Consider the following 24,326-nt stretch of genomic DNA (forward strand, 5'->3'; position numbering starts at 1 on the left):
ACTCAGAGGGCGGCGGCGCGACGGACGACCTCGTCGGCACCGAGGAACGCACCGGATCGCTCGACCTCGTGCACGAGGTCGACGAGCAGCTGGTTGACCGGTGCCTCGCGGCCGAGTCGGTGGGCCGTGCGCACGACCGCTCCCGCGAGGTGGTCGATCTCGGTCCGCACGCCGCGCCGGACGCTCTGCAGAGTGGATCCGGGGTTCGGCACCTCGCCCATGCCCTTGGCCATCCGCCGGGGCAGCAGCTCGACGACCGGCAGCGGTGCCGCGGCGAGCGCTCGGACCGCCGGGTCGGTCAGCCCCTGCAGGGCTCCGAAGCGGACGCCGGCGGCGAGCCCCGTTCGGGCCGCCTCCTTCATCGCCCGGGCGAGCAGACGGCGCAGGCGCGGATCCGCGATGGTCGCCTGCACGGACAGCCCGGTGATCGCGGGCAGCGCGTTGACCTCGTTGATCAGGAGCTTGGTCCACTGCGCACCGAGGAAGTCGTCGGTGACCGCGACGGGCACCGCCTCACCCAGGACGGCGGCGGCCCGGCGGACCTCGTCGTCGGCGGGGCGGCCGGGGACGCCGAGCGTGGTGGTCGCCGGCGCCGTGACCGTGACGCGGCCGGGCTCGAGGTGGCTGGCCGCGAAGAGGGCGAGCGCTCCCACGAGCGAGGCGTCGCGGACCTGGCGGGACGCCGCCTGCAGTCCGTCGAGCCCGTTCTGGACGACCACGATCAGGGTGCCGTCGACCGTGCGGCGGTTCGCGCGGAGGGCGTCCTCGGCGTCCTGCGCCTTGGTGCAGAGGAAGGCGACGTCGGGGACCAGGTCGAGGGTCTCGCCGGTCCTGACCCAGGCGGTGTGCTCGCCCCACGCGCCGTCGAGGCGGATGCCCGAGCGGCGGATCGCGGTGAGGTTCGCGCCGCGCGCGGTCGCCTCGACGTCGTGCCCGGCACGGTCCAGGAGGGCGGCGATCGTTCCACCGACGGCGCCCGTCCCGAGTACTGCGATCCTCATCCGACCAGCCTAGGACGGAGCCGACGGGCGGCCGGCCTGCGCGGGGAGCTCCCGATCGGCGCGTGTATCCTCGCACCCGTGTTCGCGACCCCCACTCCTCCGGTGACGGCCCCGAACGGGATCCTCCTGCTGGACAAGCCCGGCGGCATCACCAGCCACGATCTCGTGTCGCGGACCCGGCGCCGCGCCGGGACGCGCAAGGTCGGGCACGCCGGGACGCTCGATCCCATGGCGACCGGGCTGATGATCCTGGGACTCGGCCCGTCGACCCGACTGCTCACCTACCTCGTCGGACTCGACAAGCAGTACGAGGCGACGATCCGTCTCGGCGCCTCGACCAGCACCGACGACCGCGAGGGCGAGGTCCTCGAGACGGCCGACGCCGCCGCGGTCGCCGCGGTCGCCGCGGAGCAGGTCGACGCCGCGGTCTCGGACCTCACCGGAGCGATCGAGCAGGTGCCGAGCTCGGTGAGCGCGATCAAGATCGACGGGCGCCGCGCCTACGCCCGCGCCCGCGACGGCGAGGAGGTGGTGATCCCCGCGCGACCGGTGACGGTGAGCGCGTTCGACGTGCTCGCGCGCCGCGAGGTCGACGGCTTCCTCGACCTGGACGTGAGCGTCTCGTGCTCGTCCGGCACCTACATCCGTGCACTCGCCCGCGACCTCGGAGCGGCCCTCGGCGTCGGCGGGCACCTCACCGCGCTCCGTCGCAGCGCCGTCGGCCCGTTCTCCGTCGCGCAAGCGGGCGTCATCGACGAGCTCGACGTCGCATCGGCACTCCTGTCGCCGACCGCCGTGGCCGGCGAGCTGTTCCCCCTCCTCCGCCTGGACGCGCAGGCGTCGGCGGACCTCGCGAACGGCAAGCGGATCCCTGCTCCGGAGTCGCTGCGCGAGTCGTCGGGCCTCCTCGCCGCGGTCGCCCCGGGGGAGCGGCTGATCGGCCTCGCCGAGCGGCGCGGTGCGGTGCTCAAGAGCGTCGTCAACTTCCCGACCGAGGACGTTCGGGCGGTCGCGCCGTGATCGAGTGGTTCACGATCGTCCAGGTCGCGGTCGCCGTCGCGGCCGGGCTCCTCTGCCTCATCCTCGGCCTCTTCGGCCGCCGGCCCTCGGACGTGTCCGTCGGCGCGACCGCGATCGTCGAGCTGCTGCTCATCGTGCAGCTCGCGGTGGCCATCGTGTCGCCGCTCGTCGGCAACGACCCCTCCGGCAGCCTGCCGGAGTACTACATCTACCTGATCTCGGCGCTGCTGCTGCCGCTCGCGGCCGGGTTCTGGGCGCTGATCGAGCGCACCCGGTGGAGCACCGTGATCCTCGGAGTCGTCTGCCTCTCGATCGCGGTCATGGTGTACCGGATGCACCAGATCTGGTTCGTCCAGGTCGCCTGATCCCGCCGGGCCGGCTCCCGGCTCCGAGCGCCTACCATTGACCCTGCGATGTCCACACACTCCAGCGAGGCCGAGGATCGGGGCGCCTCCACCCCGACTCAGCCGTCCCGACCCGTCCGCTCCGCACGCTCGAGGGGGGTCGGCAGCCTCCTCGTGGTCGTCTACGGGATCCTCGCGCTCGCCGCGACCGGCCGCTCGGTGTTCCAGATCATCGACCGCTTCGACGAGGCGCCGCTCGCCTTCTCGCTCTCGGCCCTCTCAGCTGTCGTCTACATCCTCGCCACCGTCGCGCTCGTCGCCCGCGGTGCCTTCTGGCAGCGGGTCGCCTTCGTCACCATCACGTTCGAGCTGGTGGGCGTGCTCGTCGTCGGGGCGATCAGCGTGCTGGCCCCCGAGCTGCTCGGGCTGACGAGCGTCGATCCCTTCGGCCGCCAGTCCACGGTCTGGTCGGCGTTCGGCGCCGGCTACCTGCTCATCCCGCTCGTCCTGCCCGTGCTCGGGCTCTGGTGGCTGCGCGTGCAGGGCCGACGGGCGGCGCGGTGATGCGGATCGAGACGCGACCGGAGGATCTCGCCGGCATCGGTCCCTCCGCGGTGACGATCGGCAAGTTCGACGGCGTCCACTCCGGCCACCGCGCCGTCATCGGCACGCTGCACGAGCGGGCGCGCGAGCGCGGACTCGCCGCCGTCGTCGTGACCTTCGACCGCAATCCGCTGAGCGTCATCGCCCCCGAGAAGTGCCCGCCCGCACTCGTCGGCAACGAGCAGAAGCTCGAGCTCCTCGCCGGCACCGGAGTGGACGCGACGCTGCTGCTGACGTTCGACGAGGAGTTCCGCTCGTGGACGCCGCACGAGTTCGTGCAGCGGATCCTGGTGGACGCGCTGGAGGCGCGCGTCGTCCTGGTCGGCTCCGACTTCCGCTTCGGGGCGCGCGGCGCCGGCGACATCGACCTCCTCCGGACGCTCGGCGCCGAGCACGGCTTCGAGGTCGAGCTGATCGACGACGTCCGCCCGGAGCACGGCCGGCGGGTGTCGTCCACCTGGATCCGGGAGCTCCTCGCCGACGGCGACGTGGAGCACGCGACGCGCCTGCTCGGGCACGAGCCGGTCGTCCGCGGCGTGGTCGTCCACGGGGCGAAGCGGGGGCGCGAGCTGGGCTTCCCGACCGCGAACCTGTCCCCGGAGTCGCAGGGCCTGATCCCGGCCGACGGCGTGTACGCCGGTCGGCTCACTGTCGAGGAGCGCACCTACCCCGCGGCGATCTCGGTGGGGAGCAACCCGACCTTCGTCGGAGTGCCGCCCAAGCAGGTCGAGGCGTTCGTGCTCGATCAGACGCTGGATCTCTACGACCGCGTCGTCGACGTGGCCTTCGTGTCGAGGATCCGCGGCATGGTCGCCTACGAGGGCGTCGAGCCGCTCATCCGCCAGATGAACGACGACGTGAGCCGGGTCCGCGTCGTCCTCGGCGAGTCCTAGCCGCGCAGGCACGTCCCGACGGCCTCCGCCGGTCCTAGCAGCGCAGGACGGACGGCACCAGCGGGGGAGCCTGCCAGGGCATCGGCGTACCGTGGCCGACATGAGCGAATCCTCCTCCGATCCGTTGCGCCCTCTGGCGCTCGTCACCGGTGCGACCGGCTACATCGGCGGCCGGCTCACCCCGCGACTGCTCGAGGCCGGCTTCCGCGTCCGCGTGCTGGTCCGCGATCCGCGCAAGCTCGCCGAGGTGCCCTGGGCCGAGCAGGTCGAGGTGGCACAGGGCGACCTGGGCGATCCGGAGTCGCTGACCGCCGCGTTCGAGGGCGTCTCGGTCCTCTACTACCTGGTGCACTCGATGGGCTCAGGGGCCGATCACGCGAAGTTCGAGGAGATCGAGAGCCGCGCTGCGACCAACGTCGCCGAGGCCGCGCTCGCGGCCGGCGTCGAGCGGATCGTCTACCTCGGCGGACTGCACCCCGACGGCGAGAAGCTCTCGAAGCACCTGCGCTCCCGGGCCGAGGTCGGCCGGATCCTGATGGAGTCGGGCGTTCCGACGATCGCCCTGCAGGCCGGAGTGATCATCGGCTCCGGCTCCACCTCGTTCGAGATGGTCCGGCACCTCACCGACGTGCTGCCCTACATGCCCGCTCCGCAGTGGGTGCGCAACTTCATCCAGCCGATCGCGGTGCGCGACGTGCTGCACTACCTGATCGGCGCCGCCTCGCTCGAGGACCGCACGCTCAACCGCACGTTCGACATCGGCGGCCCCGACGTGCTGCGCTACGGCCAGATGATGAACGGCTACGCGGTCGAGGCCGGCCTGCCGCAGCGTCCCATCGCCTCCCTCCCGGTCTTCACACCCTGGCTCGCCTCGCAGTGGGTCAACCTCGTCACGCCGATCCCGCGCTCGCTCGCGGTGCCGATCATCGCCTCGCTGCAGTACGACTGCGTGGTGCGCGAGCAGGACATCCGCTCGCTCATCCCCGACCCCGAGGGCGGCCTCACGCCGTACCGCCGCTCGGTGCGGTTGGCGCTGGGCAAGATGCAGGCCGGCGAGATCGAGACGAGCTGGCAGAACGCCGAGGTTTCGGGCGCCCCGAGCGATCCGCTGCCGAGCGACCCGGAGTGGGCGGGCCACACCGTCTACGTCGACCTCAAGGTCCGCCGCACCGAGGCCGACGCGGCGAAGCTGTGGCGGGTCATCGAGGGGATCGGCGGCACGAACGGCTGGTACTCGTTCCCGCTCGCGTGGGCGATCCGGGGCTGGATGGACAAGCTGGTCGGGGGAGTGGGCCTGCAGCGCGGGCGCCGCGACTCCGAGCGACTGCACGCCGGCGACGCGCTCGACTTCTGGCGCGTCGAGGCGATCGAGCGGCCGACGCTGCTGCGGCTGCGCGCCGAGATGAAGGTGCCGGGCGGAGCGTGGCTCGAGATGCACGCGGAGCCGGACGAGGGCGGCGGATCGGTCTACACGCAGCGCGCGGTCTTCTTCCCGCAGGGGCTCGCCGGACGCCTCTACTGGTTCGCGGTCCTGCCCTTCCACGGCATCGTCTTCAACGGCATGGCGAACCGGATCACGGCCACCGCGCTCGACCTGCCGGACGCGGGCGACGAGCGCTCCTCTGGCGGGCGCGGAGCGCAGCGGTGACAATGGAACGGCCGGAGAGCAGCGACACCGCTCCCGGCATCGATGAGAGGAGCACGATGAGCGATCTGTCGGACACGGACGCGGGGCGCGATCTCCAGCTGGGCACGGTCCTCTTCGTCGGGGACAGCATCATCCAGGCGGGCGCCTGGGACGAGTGGCTGACGGCGTCGACGGTCGTCGACGAGGGCCACGGAGGAGCGACCACGGCCGACGTCGTGGCGCGCCTCCCCGAACTCGTCGAGCAGGCCCCCGACACGGTGGTGCTGCTGGTCGGCACCAACGATCTCGCCTGGCACCGCACGACCGAGCACATCGTGCGCAACATCGAGACGATCGTCGCGACGCTGCGCCGCGACCTCCCGGACGTGCGGCTCCTGGTCAACTCGGTCCTGCCGCGCGGGCACGAGTTCGCGCCGCAGATCCGCGACGTGAACCGCCACCTGTGGCAGTTCGCGCCCACGGCACACGCGGCGTACCTCGACCTGTGGCCCGTCTTCGCCACGGAGGACGGCGCGATGGACGACCGCTACAGCCCGGATCGGCTGCACCTGAACGAGGACGGCTACCGCGCCTGGCGCGAGGCGCTGGGCCCCGCTCTGGACGCCCTGCTGCGGATGCCTCCGCGGACGCGCCCGATCACGCTGCCGTTCGACGAGTTCGCGCGGCCCAAGACGGCGTAGCGGCAGCTCTGAGCTCAGCCCAGCGCCGCGGTGAACTCCTCGAGGGCGTCGTCCGAGAAGAGCACGAAGCGCACCTCCTCGATCGGGTCGTCGTCGGCGGTCGCTCCTCGGACGGCCGCCGCGGCGACCCGGGCGGTGTCGTCCATCGGCCAGCCGTAGACGCCGGCCGAGATCGCGGGGAACGCGACGGTCCGCGCGCCGAGCCCGCGGGCCACGGCGATCGACTCGGTGTACGCGGAGGAGAGGATCGCGGTGCGGTCCTCGCTGCGGGAGTGCACCGGCCCGACGGTGTGCACGACCCAGCGGGCGGGCAGCCGCCCCGCCGTCGTGGCCACCGCCGACCCCGCGGGGAGCCCGTCGCGGAGTGATACCGCGCGCAGGCGACGGCACTCCTCGAGGATCTCGGGACCGCCCGCACGGTGGATCGCTCCGTCGACGCCGCCTCCGCCCAGGAGGGAGGAGTTCGCGGCGTTCACCACGACGTCGACCCGTTCGCGGGTGATGTCCCCGCGGAGCGCGACGAGCCGGGTCACGAGCGGTTGTTCGAGAGCTCGAAGATCTTCACGAGCTCGGCGATCGCCGCCTCGCGTGCCTCGCCGCCCTCGTCGAACATCGTCGTCACGTGGGTGCGCAGGTGGTTCTCGACGATCAGCTTGTTCAGCGAGCCGAGCGACTTCTGGATCGCGAGGGACTGCGTGACGATGTCGACGCAGTAGTCCTCGTTCTCGATCATCTTCGCGAGTCCGCGCATCTGCCCCTCGAGGATGCGCGCGCGGTGGAGGGACCTCTTCTTCAGATCGTCGATCACTCCGCCAGCCTACGCCGACTCGGCGGATACCCGCCGGGGGTATCCCACCCGCCGCCCCGTACGATCGAGGAGTGAACGCTGCTCCGTCCTCCCGCGGCCCCGCCGGCCGGTACCCCTCCCGCGCCACGTCCAAGATGGCGCTGGCTCCCGGTGTGCTCGCGGCGATCGTCCTCCTCGCCGGACTCGCCCTCGTCGGCGGCGACGCGTACGACTTCGTGCGGTACCCGGTGGCGATCCTCGCCGCCGTGATCGGCTGGTTCGCGATCCAGGCGCGGGCGCCGCTCTGGCTGATCGGGCTCGTGCCGATCCTCGTGCTCTGGAACCCCGTGCTGCCGTTCGCGTTCCCGGACGCGGTCTGGTCCTCCCTCCACCTGGCGGCCGTCGGCGTCGTCGTCGCAGCCGGGCTGATCATCAAGGTGCCCGTCGCGGAGTGATCCGCCGCGCCTCCTCGGGGCGGGACGCACCGGGTCGGGGTGTGCCGCACCTCCTCGGGGTATGATGAGGGCGCACCCGCGCGCCGGGGATGCTGCGACCGGGTCTCAGATCCGTTGCTCGGAGCTCCCGACGGCCACCGGGTGCACCGACGCACGACCGCCTCCACGGAGGCAACGCGGCGGCGGCAATGCCGACGGTAGAGCCCGGGAACCCCTCCTGCGCCCCCGTCGAACGTCGAGGAGGAGCATGGCTCGCAGCGGCCAGCGTCAGTCCGGTGGTCAGACGCGTCGTACGAACGCGGCCGGGAGCAGGCCGCGCTCGCGGCCCCGCGGAGGCGACAACGCCGGGATCATCCCGATCCTCGCGCGACGCGTCCGCGAGGTGGAGGCGAAGGCGCAGAGCGGCAAGGTCGGCCCGACCAACCGCACGAAGTTCCTCGTCATCGCCCTGCTCATGCGCGAGGAGCGCAAGCGGGTCAAGGTCGACACCGAGCTCAGCGACGCTCAGCGCGCCGAGGAGATGAAGCGCCTGGACGGCATCGCGACGATCCTCGCGAAGACCGCGGCGCGCGACACGAGCCTGATCAGCCTCCTCGAATCGGAGGCGGGATACACGGCCGCCGCGCAGAAGCTGCGCCGCGACTGGCTGCTCGAGGCCGGCGCCGAGCTCACTCCCGACGAGCTGCTCATCGTGACCGAGCCGGAGCCCAAGCCGGAAGCGCCCGTCAACCAGGTCGTTCCGCCGTCGGTCCGCGCGCGTCAGCTCGCCAACCCGTTCCTCCCGCCGGACTTCTCGATCGCCGCCGCTCCGGCGCCGACCCGCCGTCGACTCGACGACTGGGAGCTGCTCGGACCGCTCTTCAAGGCGTTCGAGTACGGCGCCGGCGGACGCGCCGCGAGCATGGAGCTGCCCGAGCCGCCGACCCTCGACCGGGTCTCCCCGCGCGGCCGCGAGCTGATGGAGCACCAGGCGCGCTTCATCGAGAGCGCTCGGGAGGGGCACCGCAGCTTCCTCCTCGCCGACGAGCCGGGCCTCGGCAAGACCGCGCAGAGCCTCCTCGCCGCCTCCGTCACCGGGTCGTACCCGCTGCTCGCCGTGGTGCCGAACGTCGTCAAGATGAACTGGGCGCGCGAGGTCGAGCACTGGACGCCGCAGCGCCGCGCGACCGTGATCCACGGCGACGGGACGACCCTCGACGCGTTCGCCGACGTGGTCATCGTGAACTACGACATCCTCGACCGCCACCTGGGCTGGCTCGGGAGCATGGGCTTCCGCGGCATGGTCGTCGACGAGGCGCACTTCATCAAGAACCTGCGGTCGCAGCGGTCGCAGAGCGTGCTCGCGCTCGCCTCGAAGATCCGCGAGACCACTCCGGGTCACGATCCGCTGATGATCGCCCTGACGGGCACACCGCTGATCAACGACGTCGACGACTTCCGCGCCATCTGGCGCTTCCTCGGCTGGATCGACGAGACGAAGCCCGGCACCGAGCTGATGAGCCGCCTCGAGGACACGGGCCTCACTCCGGCCGACACGGCCTTCTACCCGGAGGCGCGCGAGGCGGTCATCGACCTCGGCATCGTCCGGCGCAAGAAGATCGACGTCGCCGCCGACCTGCCGTCGAAGCGGATCGTCGACCTGCCCGTCGAGCTCGACGACGACCTCGGCCGCTCCATCCAGAAGGCCGAGCGCGAGCTGGGCGCCCGGATGCTGCAGCGGTACAAGGCCGTCACGGCCTCGATCACGCACGAGCTCGACACCGACGAGAGCGAGCGGTTCATCCGCATCGTCGCGCAGAGCGAGCTCGAGGAGTCGAAGTCGGCGAAGACCGGCGAGAACGTGTTCACGATGGTGCGGCGCATCGGCCAGGCGAAGGCCGCGCTCGCCGCGGACTACGCCTCGCAGCTCGCGCGCTCCGTCGGCAAGGTCGTCTTCTTCGCCAAGCACGTCGACGTGATGGACCAGGCCGAGGACACCTTCGAGAAGCGCGAGCTCGCCTCCGTCTCGATCCGCGGCGACCAGACGGCGACCTTCCGCCAGTCGCAGATCGACGCGTTCAACACCGACCCCGACGTCTCGGTCGCAGTCTGCTCGCTGACGGCGGCCGGAGTGGGCGTGAACCTGCAGGCCTCCTCGAACGTGGTCCTCGCGGAGCTGTCCTGGACGTCCGCGGAGCAGACGCAGGCCATCGACCGCGTGCACCGCATCGGTCAGGAGGAGCCGGTCACGGCGTGGCGCATCATCGCCGCGCACACGATCGACGCCAAGATCGCCGAGCTGATCGACGCCAAGGCGGGTCTCGCCGCCCGCGCCCTCGACGGGGCGGACGCCGAGACCGCCTCGGCGGACACCGTTCAGCTGGACGCGCTCATGCACGTCCTCCGCGAGGCGATCGGCTGAGCGGAGCCGCGAAGAAGTCGCGCTCGAACAGGCTGGAGCGCAGGAACGCGTCGCGCATCGCGGCGCGTTCCGCATGTCCGGCGCGGGCCGACGCGGCTTCGGTGAGGGCGATCGCCCGCTCGGTCGCCGCGGCGAAGCCGGGATCGGCGTAGGTCGAGAGCCAGTCCTCGTAGGGGTTACCCGGCCGGTTCGCGGCCGCCAGGCGCTCGCCGATGTCGGCGTAGAGCCAGAAGCACGGGAGCAGCGCCGCGACGATCTCGCCGTAGCCGCCCCTCGCTCCGACGGCCGTCAGGTGGTCGACGTAGCCGCGGGTGGTGTCGGACGGGGTCGCGGTGCGGCCGCCGAGGCGGTCGCGGTGCAGCTGCGCCTCCGTCGCGATCGCCTGGCCGGAGCTCTCGGCCCAGAAGACCTGCTCCTGGGCGGTAGGAGCCTTCTGCGCCGCGACGGCGAGCACGCGCGCGTACTCCGAGAGGTAGAGAGCGTCCTGGGCGAGGTACCACTCGAAGTCGTCGCGCTCCAGGGTGCCGTCGCCCAGCGCGGTCACGAAGGGCAGCGCGTCGATCGCGCGGCGCAGCGGCTCCGTCTCCTCCCAGACGGCGCTGCAGAACGGCGGGGTCCTGTGCCGGTGGAAGTGGTCGATCGGGCCGTTGCCGCTGCCGACCTCGAGGGCGTCGGCCGCGCGCAGGGCGCCGGTCAGCCACTCCTTCGCCTGCGTCAGCGCCTCGGCGAGATCGTCGGCCGAGGTGGAGCGTCCGGCGAGGAGCACGGCCAGGGCGGAGGAGAGCGAGCAGCCCGTGCCGTGCGTGTTCGCAGTGGCGACGCGCTCACCCGGGACCTCGCGCACCTCGCCCTCGGGCGTGACCACGGCGTCCGGAGTCGAGGGGCCGTCGAGGTGGCCGCCCTTCACGAGCACGGCGGTGCCGAGGCTGCGGGCGAGCTGCGCGCCCTGCTGCAGCGCCTCGTGCCAGTCCTCTGCGGGCGCTGTCCCCGCGAGCACCGCGAGCTCGGGGAGATTCGGAGTGACGAGGTGTGCCCGACGGACGAGCCCGCGGACGCACTCCTCGGCCTCGGGGTCGAGCAGGCGGTGGCCGCTGGTCGCGATCATGACCGGATCGACGACGATCAGCGGCGGCTGCACCGTCTCGAGCCAGTCGAGGATCTCGGCGCCGATCGCGGCGGTCGCGATCATCCCGATCTTCACCGCGTCGATCTCGACGTCGTCGCTGACGGCGTCGAGCTGCTCGCGGAGGAAGGAGGTCGGGGGCAGATGGACGGAGCGCACACCGTGCGTGTTCTGCGCGACCAGCGCGGTGACGACCGCCATCCCGTAGCCGCCGAGCGCCCCGATCGACTTGAGGTCGGCCTGGATGCCCGCGCCGCCGGTCGGGTCGGTGCCCGCGATGCTGAGCACGCGGGGGATCCGCGCGGTCATCGGTCCCACTCCGAGCGCAGGCTCCGAGCGGCGTCGGCGGGGTCGGCCGCCGTGCAGATCGCGGAGACGACGGCGAGCCCCGCCGCGCCCGCCGCCCGCAGGGGAGCTGCGTCGCGGGCGTCCACGCCGCCGATGGCGACGCAGGGGAGCGCAGTCGCGGCGGCGAGAGCGGCGAAGCCGTCGATCCCGAGCGGCGCCGGGTGGTCCGGCTTCGTGGTGGTCGGGCGGATCACTCCGACTCCGAGGTAGTCGACGGTGCCCGCGGGCAGGGCGTGGACGGCGTCGAGGTGGGCGGTCGTGTTCGCCGTCAGCCCGACGACCGCGTCGGGTCCCAGCAGCGCGCGTGCCGCGGCGACGGGCAGATCGGACTGCCCGACGTGCACGCCGTGCACCCGGGCGCCGGCGAGCCGCGCGGCGAGGGCGACGTCGACGCGGTCGTCGACCAGGAGGGTCGTGCTGTCGTCGAGCACCTCGGCGACGGCCAGGACGAGAGCGAGCAGCTCGGCCGCGGAGGCGTCGTGGTCGCGGATCTGCACCGTGCGGACACCGCCGACGACGGCTGCAGCGACCACCGCGGGCACTCCGCGCACCCCGCACTGCCGGGTGTCGGTGACCAGGTAGACGGAGAGGTCGAGGGGCCTCATGCGATCCTCGCCTTCTCCGCGACGACCGCCGCGTCGAGGGCCGAGACCGCGTCGAGCAGCGCCACGGCGAAGGATCCGGGGCCGGCCGACACGGAGGCCGCGTGCTCGGCCGCGAGGCCCCACACGACCGATCCCGCGACGGCGGCGCGCAGCGCTGCTGCGGGAGTATCGTCCGACGCCCCGAGGAAGGCGGCCATCACCGCGCCGAGAGCGCAGCCTCCGCCGGTCACCCGGGTGAGGAGGGGGTGCCCGCCCGTGACGCGCACGATCGCGACCCCGTCGGTCACGAGGTCCACCGGACCCGAGACGGCGACAGCGGCGCCGGTGCGCAGCGCGAGCTCCTTCGCGGCGTCGAGCGCGTCCTCGGCGCCGTGAACCGCGTCCACTCCGCGCCCGCCTGCTCCGAGTCCCGCCAGCGCGAGGATCTCGGAGGCGTTGCCGCGGATGATCGAGGGCCGCAGGGCGACGATCTCGGCGGCGAAGGCGGTGCGCACCGGCAGCGGGCCGACGGCGACCGGATCGAGCACCCACCGGCCGCCGGCGGCGATCGCCTCGCGGGCGCCGGCGCGCTGCTCGGCACCGGGAGTGCCGAGGTTCACGAGCGTCGCGGAGGCGATCGCGGCGAAGACGCCGGCCTCGCCGGGCAGGTCCGCCATCGCCGGACTGGCGCCCAGCGCGAGGAGGCTGTTGGCCGTGAATCCGGTCACCACCGCGTTGGTGATGCACTGGACGAGCGGCGCCTTCCGGCGCAGCTCCTCGAGATCGCGGCCGACGGCGGCCCCGTCGAGGTCGTGGAGGGTCGGGTGGGCAGGCGTGCGAATGCTCATTCGCGACATCCCTTCGCTAGTACGAACTAGATCAGGTTCAACGGGTCTTCTCTCAGCCCTCTCGGGCACCCCGTGTCACTGCGCACGACCCTAGCAGCGGCTCCGACCCTCCCTGGAGGCCACGAGCACGGCGGGCGCGAGCGGGAGGAGCTCGATCTCCCGCGCCCCGCAGGGGCACTGCAGGTAGCTGAGGATCCCCTCGCTGGTCGGGTGGCGGGAGAGTCGTGTCCATCGGTGCTCGTGCATGCGCCGATCCTCACGTCATGCCTCGGTGACGTTCAACCATTACAGTCGGCGGATGAGCTTCGACCACCGCCACCAGGTCGGCCCGCGACTCGCGGCCGCGCTCGTGAACGCGGCGCCCGACGACGCGATCGAGCCGCTGCTGCGCGAGCAGGGCGTCCGCGAACCGGCGCTCGCTCCCTCCGCGACGCTCGCACTGCGGACCTGGGGCAGGCGGATGCGGGGCGTCTTCACCGCGACCTCCGTCCAGGCCCGCTGCGACGAGGTGAACGCCCTGCTCGCCGAGGTCGCCGGGTCGCTGTTCGTCGCGACCCACGACGGCATGCCGCCGCACCTGCACCTCGTGCCGGACGACAGCGACGTCGTCACTCGCGTCCGCTCGGTGACCGCGGGCGGCCTCGCGTTCTTCGTGTCCTCCTCCGCCGGGCTCCGGATGGGCGTCTGCGCGCGCGAGAGCTGCGACAGGGTCTTCGTCGACGAATCCCGGGCCGGTCGGCAGCGCTACTGCTCCGCGCGCTGCGGGAACACGGACGCGGTCGCGCGGCACCGCCGATCGGCGCGGTAGCGCTCAGTCCGTGCGGAGCGTGCTGTCGCCGCGATCGCCGACCACGACACGGAGCCCGATCGGCAGCCGCTCGCGCATCGCGTCGACGTGGCTGATGAGTCCGATCGTGCGACCGCCGGACCGGAGCGCGTCGAGCGTGCCCAGCGCGGTCTCGAGGGTCTCGGCGTCGAGCGAGCCGAAGCCCTCGTCGATGAACATCGTCTCGAGTGTGATACCGCCCGACTGCGCCGTGACGACGTCGGCGAGACCGAGGGCGAGGGCGAGCGACGCGAGGAACGTCTCGCCTCCCGAGAGCGAGGCGGGCTGGCGGCGCACGCCCGTGAACGCGTCGAGCACCTCGATCCCGAGGCCGGAGGAGGTGTTGCGGTAGGCGAGGGAGTCGTCGTGGAGCAAGGAGTAGCGGCCGCTGGTCATCGCGCCGAGGCGCAGGTTCGCCGCGCCCACGATCTCCTCGAGGCGGCCCGCGAGCGCGAAGGCCTCGAGATCCATGCGGCGGGTGTTCTGGCCCCGGCCGTCGATCGTCTCGGCGAGAGCACGCAGCTCCTCGTGCCGACGGAGCCGGCCCTCGAGCGAGCGCAGCCTGTTCTCGGCGAGGACGGACAGCTCGGCCAGTCGTGCGGCCCGGTGCTCGAGCACCGAGAGCCGCGAGCGTGCCTCGTCGCGGCGGGCGGAGGCGAGTCGGGCCGCTTCCTCGGCGCCGGCGAGGTCGACGGGGGTCGTGGGAAGCCCCTGCAGCTCGGGCTCCGCGAGCACCGCGTCGACGGCGGCCCTGCGCCGCTCGTGCTCGGCGACGACGGCCTCGGCCCGCGCGCGCTCGCCCGCGGTGAGCGCCGCCGCCTCGGCGGAGGCCGCGCTCGCGAAGTCGCGCTCGGCGAGCACCGACTCGAGGTGCTCCTGCGCCTCGTCGGCCGCGCGGGTGCGCGCGACCAGGAGGTCCTCCGCCGCGACGAGGGCGTCGGCGACGCGGCGCCGCTCGGTCAGCTCGGCCACGCGGGCGGCGATGCTGTCGGCGCCGTCGCGCTGCGCCTCGACCCTCTCGAGGAGGGTCCGCAGCGCCTCGGCCGCGATCGTCGCCTCTCGGGTCAGCCGGTCGTCGTCGGTGCGGGCGCTCTCGCGGAGCGCGGTCAGCTCGTCGAGCCGGTGGCGCAGCGTGCCGCGCTCGCTCCGCAGGGCTTCGCAGCGCGACGCGGCGGCGCGGGCGGCGGCCAGCCGCTCGCGCCCCTCGATCAGCGCGAGGTCGAGTGACTCTGGGGTGTCCACTCCCGCCCGCTCCTCGAGCGCGGCGAGCGCGAGCGCCGCGGTGCTCTCGCGATCGCGGGCGCGGTCCATGGTTCGAGCGGCCGCGTCGACCGCCGCCCGGGCCCGGTCGAGGTCCTCGATCGAGACCGGGGCGAGGTCGCCGTGCTCGGCCGGACGCGGGTGCTCGCGAGCACCGCAGACGGGGCAGGGCTCCCCGGGGATCAGGGCCGTGGCGAGCTCCCCGGCGAAGCCGGCGAACCGGCGGGAGATGAGGGCCGAGTGCTCGGCCGCGAGGTCGCCGTGCCGGCGTCCGGCGTCGGCGTAGGCCGAGCGGAGCGATGCGAGCGACGACGCGGCGGCCTCGCGCTCGGCGGCGGCCGCGATGCGTCGCTCCAGCGCGGCGAGCTCGTCGGTGCGGGAGGGGACGGTCGCCGCCTCGGGAGTGAGCGACTCCTCCTCGGCGGCGAGGGCGTCGAGCCGGACCGGCAGCTCCTTCAGCTCTCCCTCGAGCCGCTCGAGCGAGGCGAGAGCCTTCGCACGAGCGCGCTCGGCCCGCTCCACCGCCTTCTCGGCATCGGGGATACGGCGCTCCTCCGCGAGCGCGTCAGCCAGAGCCCCCAGCCGGCGCCCGAGAGCCTCCGACCGTTCGGCGGCCCGGGCTCGCTCGGCGGGCTCCGCGAGCACGGCGCCGAACAGCTCGGCCGCACCGTCCCTCTCGGCGGCCGCCCTCTCGGCCGCGGTCCGGGCGGACGCCGCGGACCGGAGCACCGGGAGCACACCGTCGGCCCGACGCGCGAGCTCGACGCGCTCGCGCTGGGCGACGACGACGGCCTCGGCGACCGCCAGCTCCTCGCTCTCGCGCAGGGCTCGGGAGCGGCGATCCTGGGCGCGACGGAGGAGCGACGCGGCGTCGAGGGCCGCCCGCGCCTCGACCTGCGCGTCGTCGGCCCGATCGACCTCCGACCGCGCCTCGAGGAGCGCCGGCTCGAGGGAGGTGACGAGGCCGGCGAACCACGCCGCATCGATCGCCTCGGCCTCGTCCGTTCCGCCCAGTCGGCGCGCCTCGTCGGCGAGGGCGGCGACGGCGGTTCGCTCCTCCTCCAGCACGGCGGCGCTCTCTTGCCGCTGGTCGAGGAGGCGTCGGCGGAGCAGTTCGTAGCGCTCGGTCGCGAAGAGGGTGCGCAGCAGCTTCTGCCGGTCGTCGTTCTTCGCGAGCAGGAACTCGTGGAAGCGGTTCTGGGCCAGCAGGATCACCTGCAGGAACTGGTCCTTCGTCAGGCCGACGATGCGACCGATCTCGACCCCCGTCTCCTTCGCGCTCGACGAGACGCCGCTCCAGGCGCCGCCGACGCATTCGAGCAGCGAGACCTTCGCCGCCTGCCTCGTCGTGCCGCCGCCGCGCTTGGCCGGGCGCTCGTACTCGGGGGAGCGGCGGATCCGGTAGAGCCGTCCGGCCGCCTCGAAGTCCAGCTCGGCGAAGGTCTCGTCCTCGGGGGCGCTGTGGTCGCTCCGGAGCCGCGCGGACGTTCCGTCGAAGCGGGGCACGGATCCGTAGAGCGCGAAGCTGATCGCATCGAGGATCGTCGACTTGCCCGCACCGGTCCGGCCGGCGATCAGGTAGATGCCGACGTCCTCGAGCCGGTCGAAGTCGATCTCCTGCGGATCGCGGAACGGGCCGAGTCCGGCGAAGGCGAGGCGCCGGATCCTCACCGCAGAGCCTCGGCGTCGACCGCGGCGAGAGCGTCGAGGACCGTCTCGCGCTCGGCGTCCGACGCACCCCGCCCCCGCACGTGGGCGAGGAAGTCGTCGACGATCTCGACGTCGCTGCGCCCGCGGATCCGCTCGGCGTACGCGGTCGGTTCGGCGGCCGGAGCACTCGGCGGCCGGTGCTCGAGCGTCACGCAGCCGGGGAAGCGCGACTGCAGCCGCGCCATCGCGTCCAGGGGCCGCACCTCGTCGGTCAGCACCGCCGAGACCCAGTCGAGCTCCTTCCCGGCGAGCGAAGGGTCGACCAGCAGCTCGTCGAGCCGCCCCTCGATCACGCTGAGGCGGCGGGGGACCGGCAGCGCGGACCAGCGCACCTCCCCGAGCCCCTCGGCTCCGAGCTCGACGAGCCAGCTGCCGCGGAGCTTCGCGGCCTCGCCGAAGGAGTAGTGCAGGGGCGCCCCGGAGTAGCGGACGTTCGGCAGCAGCTCGGCCCGCCCGTGGATGTGGCCGAGCGCCGCGTAGTCGGCATCGGCGAAGTGGTCGACCGAGACGTAGTCGATGCCTCCTGCGGTGATGTCGCGCTCGACGGTGCCCGCGGGCGCTCCGACCGCGAAGCAGTGCGAGAGGACGACCCAGCGGCGCCCGGCGGCCTCGGCGGAGGCGCGGATCCGGCGCATCGCGAACGCGAGCACGTCCTCGTGCCGGCGCAGCGCCTCCTCCGGGTGCCGATGACGGTAGAGGGCCGGCTCGAGGTAGGGGATGCCGTAGACGCCGACCTCGCCGTGCTCGTCCCGGAGGACGACCGGCTCGGCGTACGCCTCGGGATCGGTGAGGACGTGCACGCCCGAGGTGCGCAGGAGGCCCGCCTGGAAGCCGAGACGCGCGGGGGAGTCGTGGTTGCCGCTGGTGAGGACGACCTCGGCGCCGGCGCCGCGGATCGCCTCGAGCGTGCGGGTCAGCAGGGCGTAGTGCTCGCCCGCCGGCACCGCAGAGTCGAAGACGTCGCCCGAGACGAGCACCACGTCGACGGCCTCCTCGCGCACGGTCGCCACGAGCGCGTCGAGCACCTGCGACAGCGCGGCGACCGTGGAGTGCCCGTGGAAGGTGCGGCCGATGTGCCAGTCGGAGGTGTGGAGCAGCTTCACCGACGTCGTCCCTCCTGGCGTGCGGGGTGGCCCCCTCTCGTCCCTCCAGGCTACTGAGGGCCTCCGACACGGGCCGACCGCCGGGCCGCGGGCGGGGCACCCGCTCGGACATCTCCCGTTCACCCCGGGGTGCACAATGGGTCGTCGGCGAAGGCGGAAGGAGTCGATCGTGAAGCTTCCCCGCGTCCCCTCCCTCGGACTCGGCTCGCGCACCCGCGCCGCCGCCGAGGACACCGCTCCGATCGAGCGGCTCCTCCCGCCGCAGGCGCCGTCCCGCACGAGCACGGTCGACAACGCGATCTACCAGGACGGCCGCCGGATCGTCTCGCCGAGCAGCATCCCGGAGGCGCTCGCCGCCCTACAGAAGCTCCCCGACGCCATGGCGTGGATCGGCCTGTACCGCCCGACCCAGTCCGAGCTCGCGGCGCTCGAGGACGAGTTCTCGATGCACCCGCTCGCCATCGAGGACGCGATCAGCGCGCACCAGCGGCCCAAGCTCGAGCGCTACGGCAGCGACATGTTCGTGGTGCTGCGCGCCGCGAGCTACGCCGACCAGCGCGAGGAGGTCGACTTCGGCGAGCTGCACCTGTTCGTCGGCCCGAACTTCGTCGTCACGGTCCGCCACTCCGAGAAGCCCGATCTCTCCCTGGTGCGGCGCCGGATGGAGGCCGACCCCGAGCTGCTGCGGAAGGGACCCGTCGCGGTCCTCTACGCGATCCTGGATGCGGTCGTCGACCAGTACTCGCCGGTCGTCGCCGGGCTCGAGAACGACATCGACGAGATCGAGGCGCAGGTCTTCGAGGGCGACCCGGCGGTGTCCCGGCGCATCTACGAGCTGAGCCAGGAGGTCCTCGACTTCCAGCGCGCGACGCGCCCGCTGACCGGCATGCTCGGCCGCCTCGTCACCGACTTCGAGGTCTTCCGCGAGGACGTGGAGCTCCGGCGCTACCTCCGCGACGTCGCCGACCACGTCGCCGTCGTCGACGAGCGCGTCGAGGGCTTCCGGACGACCCTCCGCGAGATCCTCGCGGTGAACGCGACCCTCGTCGCGCAGCGGCAGAACGAGGACATGAAGCGCCTCGCCGAAGCGGGCAACCAGCAGAACGACGAGGTGAAGCGCATCTCGGCCTGGGCGGCGATCTTCTTCGCCCCGACCATGATCTCGAGCGTCTACGGCATGAACTTCGACGTCATGCCGGAGCTGCACGTGGCGTGGGGCTACCCGGCCGCGCTGGGACTGATGGTCGCCTCCAGCGTCGTGCTGCACAGGCTGTTCAAGCGCTGGGGCTGGCTCTAGCCGACTCCGGACCCTAGTCCTCGGTCCCGGGCTCCGCGATCTTCTCCCCGTCGGCCCCGGAGGCGTCGCCGTCGGTGTGCAGATCGGTGTCGCCCGGGATGCTGAAGTCGCTCAGCGGGTCCAGGGGCTTCTCGTCGGGCTTCTCGTCGCGTTCGCTCATACCTGAACCCTACGAGCGTCCGACGAGCCGCTGCACGGCTGTCACCGGGATCGACAGCCACTCGGGACGGTTGCGCGCCTCGTAGATGGCCTCGTAGACCGCCTTGTCGAGCTCGAACGCGTCGAGGACGGCGCGGTGGGCCTCGACGGCGTCGCCCGCGCGCTCGGAGTAGCCCTCGAGGAACGCGGCCCGGCTCGCCGCGGCCCACTCCGCGCGGCTCGAACCGGGCGAGGACTGCTCGTGCGCTCCGGCGGCGTAGTCGAAGGAGCGCAGCATCCCGGCCACGTCGCGCAGGGCCACGTCGGGCATCCGGCGCTCGTTCATCGGCCGCAGCGGCTCGCCCTCGAAGTCGAGGAGCACCCAGCCGCGGTCCGGCACCAGCAGGACCTGACCCAGGTGGTAGTCGCCGTGGATGCGCTGCAGCAGCGGCCACGGAGCGCTCGCCGCGACACGGAACACGGCGTCGATCGCCTCGGAGTCCTCGGCGATCACCGGGACCTCGGACGAGGCGATGCGGAGGCGGCGGCGCATGGTCGCGACGATGCGCTCGACGACCTCGGGGGTCGCCTCCTCGGTCTCGAGCACGTCGGCGAGGGTCGCGTGCACCTCGGCGGTCGCGAGGCCCAGCGCCCGCGCGGGGCCGGTGAAGTCGGAGTCGGCGGCGACCGCCTCGAGGGCGACCCGCCACGCGTCCTGCACGCCGGGGAGGAACTCCTGCGCGAACGCCAGGTGTCCGAAGGCGCGGCCGGACGGCTCGCCCTCGTCGTCCCACTCGCCGGTCACGTTGCCGATCACCGGAGGCACGAGCGCGCTGCCGGCGGCGTTGAGCGCCGACTGCACGGTCACGTCGGGATTGTCGCCGTGGTGCAGGGCGCGGAAGACCTTCACGATCACCGGCGTCCCGATCGAGCCGTCCTCGGCCGTGGTCGACACGATGAGCGAGGTGTTCGACTGCTCGCCGCTGAGGACCTTCGACGAGGCGAAAGCGCCGATCACGGCACCGGGCTGCCGGTGGCCCTCGGCCCGGGCACCGCCCTCGGCGCCGTCCGTGTCGGAGCGGCCGCCGTCGGCGATCATCGCCAGCAGCGCCCGCGCGAAGAACGGGTCGCGCGGTGCGTCGTAGACCCAGCGCTCGCCGTCGGAGTAGACCAGCGCGTCCTCGAGGCCGGCGACCGGAGCGGAGTGGACCGTCACCGGCACCTGGTAGAGCACGGGGCTCGTCCCGGCCGTGTCGATGAACAGATGGTCGACCACCTCACCGCCGTCGGGGCGCAGCGTCCACGCGCCGCGCACCTCGAGCTCGGGGCGCCGCCCCTTGCTCGCGTACCACCTCTGGTCCGCCACCCATGCGGCGATCCGGTCGATCGACAGGCCTGCGCTCATGCTCTTCCCCTTCGTCGGCACCCCGAACCCTACGCGTCGGGGACGACACCCGGCTGGGGCTTGCGGCAGGACGCTGCGGTCCGGAGCGGCGCACCGCCGATCAGGGTCGAGCGCTCGCGTCGGCCCTCAGGACAGCCCGAGCACGTCGAGCGTCCACGCGTACTCGAACGCCACCTCGCGCCAGCGCTCGTAGCGCCCGCTCACGCCGCCGTGGCCCGCCGTCATCTCGATCTTGAGCAGTGCGGGTGCACCGACCTCGCGCAGCCGCGCCACCCACTTCGCGGGCTCCACGTAGAGCACGCGCGTGTCGTTCAGGCTGGTCGTCGCGAGGATCCGCGGGTACCGCACTCCCTCCCGCACGTTCTCGTAGGGGGAGTAGGACTTCATGTAGGCGTAGACCTCGGCGTCGTTCAGCGGGTCGCCCCACTCGTCCCACTCGATGACCGTCAGCGGCAGCGACGGATCGAGGATCGACGTGAGCGCGTCGACGAACGGGACCTGCGCGAGGACCCCCGCGAACAGCTCCGGGGCGAGGTTCGCGACCGCGCCGACCAGCAGACCGCCGGCCGAGCCGCCCTGGGCGACGAGCCGCTCCGGAGTCGTGAACCCGGAGTCGACCAGGTGACGAGCGGAGTCGACGAAGTCGGTGAAGGTGGCCTTCTTGGAGAGCGTCTTGCCGTTCTCGTACCAGGAGCGGCCCATCTCGCCGCCGCCGCGCACGTGCGCGATCGCGAAGACGACTCCGCGGTCGAGCAGCGAGAGCCGGGGGATCGAGAAGCCGGGGTCGATGCTCGCCTCGTAGGAGCCGTAGCCGTAGAGGATCAGCGGAGCCGGGGCCGCGTCGGGATCCGCGGCGTCGCGGCGCCAGACCAGCGAGAGCGGGATCCGCGTGCCGTCCTGGGCCGTCGCCCACTCCCGGCGCTGGACGTACTCCTCGGGGTCGTAGTCGCCGAGCACCGGCTGCTGCTTGAGCACAGTGCGTTCGCCGGTCGCGACGTCGAGGGAGAGCACCGTCGAGGGGGTGACGAACGAGGTGTAGGCGAGCCGGAGGGACGTCTGCGCCCACTCCGGGTTGCCGGCCAGCCCCGCGTCGTAGAGCGGCTCGTCGAAGACGATCTCGTCCAGGGTCGCCGCAGCTCCGCCCTCGTGCAGGAGACCCAGCCGGGTCGCTCCCTCCGACCGGTACGAGACGACCACGTGGCCGGCGAAGGCGTCGACCCCCTCGATCCGGCGGCCGGGCAGGTGCGGGACGACGACACGGCGCTGCGCGGCGCGCTCGGCGGCGTCGAGGGAGAGGTCCGCCGGCTCCTCGACGATCTCGAAGTCGAGCGCGTCGTCGTTGTGCACGATCAGGAGGCGGTCGCGCCCGTCGAGGACGGCGTGCTCGACCTCGTACTCCACTCCCTCGCGCCGCGGCCAGACGGAGCGGAACTCGCCGGTCGGGTCCTGGGCGTCGAGCAGGAGGCACTCGCTGGTGATCTTGCTGCCGATCTCGATCACGAGGAAGCGGCGGCTGCGGGTGAGGCCGACGCCGATCCAGTAGCGCTCGTCGGGCTCCGAGAAGACGACGGTGTCGGCGGAGGAGTCGGTGCCGACCTCGTGCCGCCAGACCGTGTCCGGCCGCCAGGACTCGTCGACGGTCGGGTAGAAGACGAACCGTGCGTCGGCGCCGAAGGTCGCTCCGCCGCCCGTGCCCTCGACGACGTCGGCGAGGTCCTCGCCGGTCGAGAGGTCGCGGATGCGGAGGGTGTAGCGCTCGTCGCCCTCGACATCGGTGCCGAAGAGCAGGTAGCGGCCGTCGGCGCTGATGTCGAAGCTGCCGAGCGAGAAGAAGTCGTGCCCCTCCGCCTCGGCGTTGCCGTCGAGGACGACCTGCTCGCCCGGGAGCTCGCCGCCCTCGCCGAGGGACGGCGGGGTCCAGTCGTCCGGTCCGCTGATCGGCGCGCGGCAGTGCACGGCGTACTGACGCCCCTCGAACGAGCGCGAGAAGTACCACCAGCCGCCCTCGCGCACGGGGACCGAGAGGTCGGTCTCCTTCGTCCGCGAGCGGATCTCGTCGAACAGGCGCTCGCGCAGCGGGGCCAGGGGCTCGAGCACGGCGTCGGTGTAGGCGTTCTCGGCCTCGAGGTGCGCGAGGACCTCGGGGTCCTCCTTGCGCCGCAGCCACTCGTAGTGATCGAGGACCGTGTCGCCGTGATGACGGCGTTCCAGGGGGATGCGGCGGGCGACGGGCGGGACGGGCGCAGTCATCCCCTCAGCCTAGGCCGGAGCGGCTCCTCGGCGCCCCCGGGTGCGCGGCACCGCTGCGCCGTGCGCAGAATGGACCATGCCGAGCGCGAAGAAGACGAAGAAGCCCGCTCCGACCGCGCAGCGCGCCTCGCACACGCAGACGGAGGTCGAGCGCAAGTACGACGTCGGCGCCGACACCGCGCTGCCCGATCTCGTGGGTGCCGGGCCGGTGGCCGGGAGCGTGAGCGAGAACCCGGTCGAGCTCCGTGCCGAGTACTTCGACACGTCCGGTCGCGCCCTCTCCCGCGGCCGCTTCACGCTGCGCCGACGCGCGGGCGGGGCGGACGAGGGCTGGCACGTGAAGCTCCCGGGCTCGGCGGGGCGCACCGAGATCCACGCGCCGCTGACCGAGTCCAGCGCGGTGCCCACGGTCATCCGCTCGGCGGTGCTCGGACACGTGGGCCGCTCGCGGCTCGAGCCGCTCGCGCTCCTCGAGACCCGGCGCGGCATCACCCGCGTCCTCGACGCGTCGGGTCGTCAGCTCGCCGAGGTCGCCGATGACCTCGTGGTGGCCGTCGACGCCCGCACCGGAGTCGAGCGGCGGTGGCGCGAGTGGGAGGTCGAGCTCGTCGACGCGTCCGGCCAGGAGGGCGAGGCCGTCCTCGACGCGATCGAGGAGCGCCTGCTGGCGGGCGGTGCCCGGCCGGCCGAGAGCGCCTCCAAGCTCGCCCGCGCCACCGGGGGCCCGATCGACGACCGCCGACCCGCCCCTCGCGACGGGGGAGAGGCGGCGCTCGCCGCGATCGCCGCGCTCCTGCGCGAGCTGCGCGCGGTCGACCCCTTCGTCCGGCTCGAGGGCGAGAACGCCCTGCACCGGATGCGCACGCTCAGCCGGCGTCTGCGCAGCGTCCTCGCCGCCTCCCGCTCGGTGCTGGACCGCACCGCGACCGACCCGATCCGCGACGAGCTGCGCTGGCTCGGCTCGGTGCTCGGCGCGGCGCGGGACGAGGAGGTGCTCGGGGCGCGGCTCCGAACCGACCTCGACGCCGCGGCCGAGCAGCTCCCGGCGGCGGCGGTCGCGCCCGGCACGATCCTCGAGGAGGTCGAGCGGAGGCACGGCGTCGCGGTGCGCCGCGTCGCGCGGACCCTGCGCGGCGGTCGCTACCTCGATCTGCTGGCCTCGCTGGACGAGCTCCTCGGCGACCCCCCGCGGCTCCCGAAGGCCGCGTCGAGCCCGAAGAAGCTCGTGAAGCGGTCGCTGAAGAAGGAGCTCTCGCGACTCGAGACGGCGAGGAGCGGACCCGACCGCCACGAGGTCCGCAAGGCGGCGAAGCGGCTGCGCTACGTCGTCGAGGCCTGGCGGTCCGTCGTCCCCTCGGCGGTCGGATCGACGATCCACCGCCTCGGCAGCGCGGCCGAGGACATCGCGGACTCTCTCGGAGAGCAGCGCGACGCCCTCGCGGCACGTCGTGCGCTGGGCGAGCACGCGGCCCGGGCGACCCGTCTCGGAGAGCCCGCCGCCGCCCTCGGCGTCGCCTTCGCCGAGGAGGGCCACCGTGCCCACGATGCGGGACAGGCGGCGGAGGAGGCGTTCGCCCGATTCGACTCCCTGTCAAGGTGAAC

The 24,326-nt window shown here is 73.1% G+C and carries 23 protein-coding genes and 1 riboswitch; of the genes, 11 read left to right on the forward strand and 12 right to left on the reverse strand.

The genetic code is table 11. From position 1 onward, the window contains the following. Positions 1-2: 2 nt before the first annotated feature. A complete protein-coding gene (locus tag C1I63_RS12215) occupies positions 3-1,001 on the reverse strand; it encodes a ketopantoate reductase family protein (RefSeq protein WP_107574963.1) in 999 nt (332 codons plus the stop codon). Positions 1,002-1,079: 78 nt separating this feature from the next. Here C1I63_RS12215 and truB point away from each other — a divergent pair, with 78 nt between their 5' ends. The 6 genes from truB to C1I63_RS12245 all read left to right on the forward strand — a co-directional run bounded on the left by truB (position 1,080) and on the right by C1I63_RS12245 (position 6,189). Continuing rightward, positions 1,080-2,021: a tRNA pseudouridine(55) synthase TruB gene (gene truB, locus C1I63_RS12220; protein ID WP_244907058.1), complete on the forward strand. Its 942-nt coding sequence runs from the start codon at positions 1,080-1,082 to the stop codon at positions 2,019-2,021. Further along, complete coding sequence (locus tag C1I63_RS12225) at positions 2,018-2,386, forward strand: hypothetical protein (RefSeq protein WP_055794628.1); 369 nt, start codon at positions 2,018-2,020, stop codon at positions 2,384-2,386. Before truB ends, C1I63_RS12225 begins: the two co-directional genes overlap by 4 nt. A 48-nt stretch (positions 2,387-2,434) precedes the next feature. Then, on the forward strand, positions 2,435-2,929 hold the full coding sequence (locus tag C1I63_RS12230; protein WP_243590833.1) for a hypothetical protein: 495 nt from the start codon (positions 2,435-2,437) through the stop codon (positions 2,927-2,929). Beyond that, positions 2,929-3,861, forward strand: coding sequence for a bifunctional riboflavin kinase/FAD synthetase (locus tag C1I63_RS12235; RefSeq protein ID WP_107575846.1), 933 nt, complete (start codon positions 2,929-2,931; stop codon positions 3,859-3,861). Before C1I63_RS12230 ends, C1I63_RS12235 begins: the two co-directional genes overlap by 1 nt. 100 nt (positions 3,862-3,961) lie before the next feature. Continuing rightward, the gene (locus C1I63_RS12240; protein ID WP_107574965.1) at positions 3,962-5,509 is read left to right on the forward strand and encodes an SDR family oxidoreductase; all 1,548 of its coding nucleotides are present in this window, start codon (positions 3,962-3,964) and stop codon (positions 5,507-5,509) included. Between the two features lie 56 nt (positions 5,510-5,565). After that, on the forward strand, positions 5,566-6,189 hold the full coding sequence (locus C1I63_RS12245) for a GDSL-type esterase/lipase family protein (protein ID WP_107575847.1): 624 nt from the start codon (positions 5,566-5,568) through the stop codon (positions 6,187-6,189). A 14-nt stretch (positions 6,190-6,203) separates the two neighbouring features. On the opposite strand, the gene C1I63_RS19970 is transcribed toward C1I63_RS12245, so the two are convergent. Both C1I63_RS19970 and C1I63_RS19975 read right to left on the reverse strand, forming a co-directional pair. Continuing rightward, positions 6,204-6,722 carry an O-acetyl-ADP-ribose deacetylase gene (locus tag C1I63_RS19970; protein WP_107574966.1) on the reverse strand — a complete coding sequence of 173 codons (519 nt, stop codon included), beginning with the start codon at positions 6,720-6,722 and terminating at the stop codon, positions 6,204-6,206. Then, the gene (locus tag C1I63_RS19975; protein ID WP_055794622.1) at positions 6,719-6,997 is read right to left on the reverse strand and encodes a metal-sensitive transcriptional regulator; all 279 of its coding nucleotides are present in this window, start codon (positions 6,995-6,997) and stop codon (positions 6,719-6,721) included. Before C1I63_RS19975 ends, C1I63_RS19970 begins: the two co-directional genes overlap by 4 nt. Positions 6,998-7,068: 71 nt before the next feature. Between C1I63_RS19975 and C1I63_RS19980 the strand changes: the two genes are divergently transcribed. Continuing rightward, positions 7,069-7,431, forward strand: coding sequence for a DUF6804 family protein (locus C1I63_RS19980; RefSeq protein ID WP_107574967.1), 363 nt, complete (start codon positions 7,069-7,071; stop codon positions 7,429-7,431). Positions 7,432-7,678: 247 nt separating this feature from the next. Beyond that, positions 7,679-9,832 (forward strand): DEAD/DEAH box helicase, encoded by a 2,154-nt coding sequence (locus tag C1I63_RS12265; protein ID WP_055794618.1) that lies wholly within the window; start codon positions 7,679-7,681, stop codon positions 9,830-9,832. Here the strand turns inward: C1I63_RS12265 and thiD are convergent. The 4 genes from thiD to C1I63_RS19800 form a co-directional block, all read right to left on the reverse strand. After that, positions 9,801-11,264: a bifunctional hydroxymethylpyrimidine kinase/phosphomethylpyrimidine kinase gene (gene thiD / locus C1I63_RS12270; RefSeq protein ID WP_107575848.1), complete on the reverse strand. Its 1,464-nt coding sequence runs from the start codon at positions 11,262-11,264 to the stop codon at positions 9,801-9,803. The genes C1I63_RS12265 and thiD overlap by 32 nt on opposite strands. Further along, complete coding sequence (gene thiE / locus C1I63_RS12275) at positions 11,261-11,908, reverse strand: thiamine phosphate synthase (RefSeq protein WP_107574968.1); 648 nt, start codon at positions 11,906-11,908, stop codon at positions 11,261-11,263. Before thiE ends, thiD begins: the two co-directional genes overlap by 4 nt. After that, positions 11,905-12,735 (reverse strand): hydroxyethylthiazole kinase, encoded by an 831-nt coding sequence (thiM, locus tag C1I63_RS12280; RefSeq protein WP_107574969.1) that lies wholly within the window; start codon positions 12,733-12,735, stop codon positions 11,905-11,907. Before thiM ends, thiE begins: the two co-directional genes overlap by 4 nt. Continuing rightward, a riboswitch (TPP riboswitch) is annotated at positions 12,727-12,818 on the reverse strand. It overlaps the preceding gene by 9 nt. 7 nt (positions 12,819-12,825) lie before the next feature. After that, positions 12,826-12,981 (reverse strand): hypothetical protein, encoded by a 156-nt coding sequence (locus tag C1I63_RS19800; RefSeq protein ID WP_170116382.1) that lies wholly within the window; start codon positions 12,979-12,981, stop codon positions 12,826-12,828. Positions 12,982-13,033: 52 nt separating this feature from the next. Between C1I63_RS19800 and C1I63_RS12285 the strand changes: the two genes are divergently transcribed. Next, positions 13,034-13,543, forward strand: a complete 510-nt coding sequence (locus C1I63_RS12285; protein WP_107574970.1) for a CGNR zinc finger domain-containing protein — start codon at positions 13,034-13,036, stop codon at positions 13,541-13,543. Positions 13,544-13,546: 3 nt separating this feature from the next. Here the strand turns inward: C1I63_RS12285 and C1I63_RS12290 are convergent, their stop codons facing one another. Both C1I63_RS12290 and C1I63_RS12295 read right to left on the reverse strand, forming a co-directional pair. Next, positions 13,547-16,492 carry an AAA family ATPase gene (locus C1I63_RS12290; protein ID WP_107574971.1) on the reverse strand — a complete coding sequence of 982 codons (2,946 nt, stop codon included), beginning with the start codon at positions 16,490-16,492 and terminating at the stop codon, positions 13,547-13,549. Beyond that, the gene (locus C1I63_RS12295) at positions 16,489-17,634 is read right to left on the reverse strand and encodes an exonuclease SbcCD subunit D (RefSeq protein WP_107574972.1); all 1,146 of its coding nucleotides are present in this window, start codon (positions 17,632-17,634) and stop codon (positions 16,489-16,491) included. The genes C1I63_RS12290 and C1I63_RS12295 overlap by 4 nt, the downstream gene beginning before the upstream one ends. Positions 17,635-17,803: 169 nt before the next feature. Between C1I63_RS12295 and C1I63_RS12300 the strand changes: the two genes are divergently transcribed. Continuing rightward, positions 17,804-18,931 carry a magnesium and cobalt transport protein CorA gene (locus C1I63_RS12300; RefSeq protein ID WP_372488101.1) on the forward strand — a complete coding sequence of 376 codons (1,128 nt, stop codon included), beginning with the start codon at positions 17,804-17,806 and terminating at the stop codon, positions 18,929-18,931. A 13-nt stretch (positions 18,932-18,944) separates the two neighbouring features. On the opposite strand, the gene C1I63_RS19805 is transcribed toward C1I63_RS12300, so the two are convergent. The 3 genes from C1I63_RS19805 to C1I63_RS12310 form a co-directional block, all read right to left on the reverse strand. Next, positions 18,945-19,091, reverse strand: a complete 147-nt coding sequence (locus C1I63_RS19805) for a hypothetical protein (protein WP_170116383.1) — start codon at positions 19,089-19,091, stop codon at positions 18,945-18,947. Positions 19,092-19,100: 9 nt separating this feature from the next. Further along, positions 19,101-20,474, reverse strand: a complete 1,374-nt coding sequence (locus C1I63_RS12305) for a maltokinase N-terminal cap-like domain-containing protein (RefSeq protein WP_107574974.1) — start codon at positions 20,472-20,474, stop codon at positions 19,101-19,103. 126 nt (positions 20,475-20,600) lie between these two features. Next, positions 20,601-22,724 (reverse strand): S9 family peptidase, encoded by a 2,124-nt coding sequence (locus tag C1I63_RS12310; protein WP_107574975.1) that lies wholly within the window; start codon positions 22,722-22,724, stop codon positions 20,601-20,603. Positions 22,725-22,800: 76 nt separating this feature from the next. On the opposite strand from C1I63_RS12310, the gene C1I63_RS12315 reads away from it, so the two are divergent. Continuing rightward, positions 22,801-24,324 (forward strand): CYTH and CHAD domain-containing protein, encoded by a 1,524-nt coding sequence (locus tag C1I63_RS12315; RefSeq protein WP_107574976.1) that lies wholly within the window; start codon positions 22,801-22,803, stop codon positions 24,322-24,324. Positions 24,325-24,326 lie beyond the last annotated feature (2 nt).

Source organism: Rathayibacter caricis DSM 15933, from assembly GCF_003044275.1.
GTDB classification, from domain to species: Bacteria; Actinomycetota; Actinomycetes; order Actinomycetales; family Microbacteriaceae; genus Rathayibacter; species Rathayibacter caricis.

Coding starts and splice junctions, on each gene's coding strand:
- C1I63_RS12215 (WP_107574963.1), bottom strand. CDS start 1,001: ATGAGGATCGCAGTACTCGGGACGGGCGCCGTCGGTGGAACGATCGCC.
- C1I63_RS12230 (WP_243590833.1), top strand. CDS start 2,435: ATGTCCACACACTCCAGCGAGGCCGAGGATCGGGGCGCCTCCACCCCG.
- C1I63_RS12235 (WP_107575846.1), top strand. CDS start 2,929: ATGCGGATCGAGACGCGACCGGAGGATCTCGCCGGCATCGGTCCCTCC.
- C1I63_RS12240 (WP_107574965.1), top strand. CDS start 3,962: ATGAGCGAATCCTCCTCCGATCCGTTGCGCCCTCTGGCGCTCGTCACC.
- C1I63_RS12245 (WP_107575847.1), top strand. CDS start 5,566: ATGAGCGATCTGTCGGACACGGACGCGGGGCGCGATCTCCAGCTGGGC.
- C1I63_RS12265 (WP_055794618.1), top strand. CDS start 7,679: ATGGCTCGCAGCGGCCAGCGTCAGTCCGGTGGTCAGACGCGTCGTACG.
- thiD (WP_107575848.1), bottom strand. CDS start 11,264: ATGACCGCGCGGATCCCCCGCGTGCTCAGCATCGCGGGCACCGACCCG.
- thiE (WP_107574968.1), bottom strand. CDS start 11,908: ATGAGGCCCCTCGACCTCTCCGTCTACCTGGTCACCGACACCCGGCAG.
- thiM (WP_107574969.1), bottom strand. CDS start 12,735: ATGAGCATTCGCACGCCTGCCCACCCGACCCTCCACGACCTCGACGGG.
- C1I63_RS19800 (WP_170116382.1), bottom strand. CDS start 12,981: ATGCACGAGCACCGATGGACACGACTCTCCCGCCACCCGACCAGCGAG.
- C1I63_RS12285 (WP_107574970.1), top strand. CDS start 13,034: ATGAGCTTCGACCACCGCCACCAGGTCGGCCCGCGACTCGCGGCCGCG.
- C1I63_RS19805 (WP_170116383.1), bottom strand. CDS start 19,091: ATGAGCGAACGCGACGAGAAGCCCGACGAGAAGCCCCTGGACCCGCTG.
- C1I63_RS12305 (WP_107574974.1), bottom strand. CDS start 20,474: ATGAGCGCAGGCCTGTCGATCGACCGGATCGCCGCATGGGTGGCGGAC.
- C1I63_RS12310 (WP_107574975.1), bottom strand. CDS start 22,724: ATGACTGCGCCCGTCCCGCCCGTCGCCCGCCGCATCCCCCTGGAACGC.
- C1I63_RS12315 (WP_107574976.1), top strand. CDS start 22,801: ATGCCGAGCGCGAAGAAGACGAAGAAGCCCGCTCCGACCGCGCAGCGC.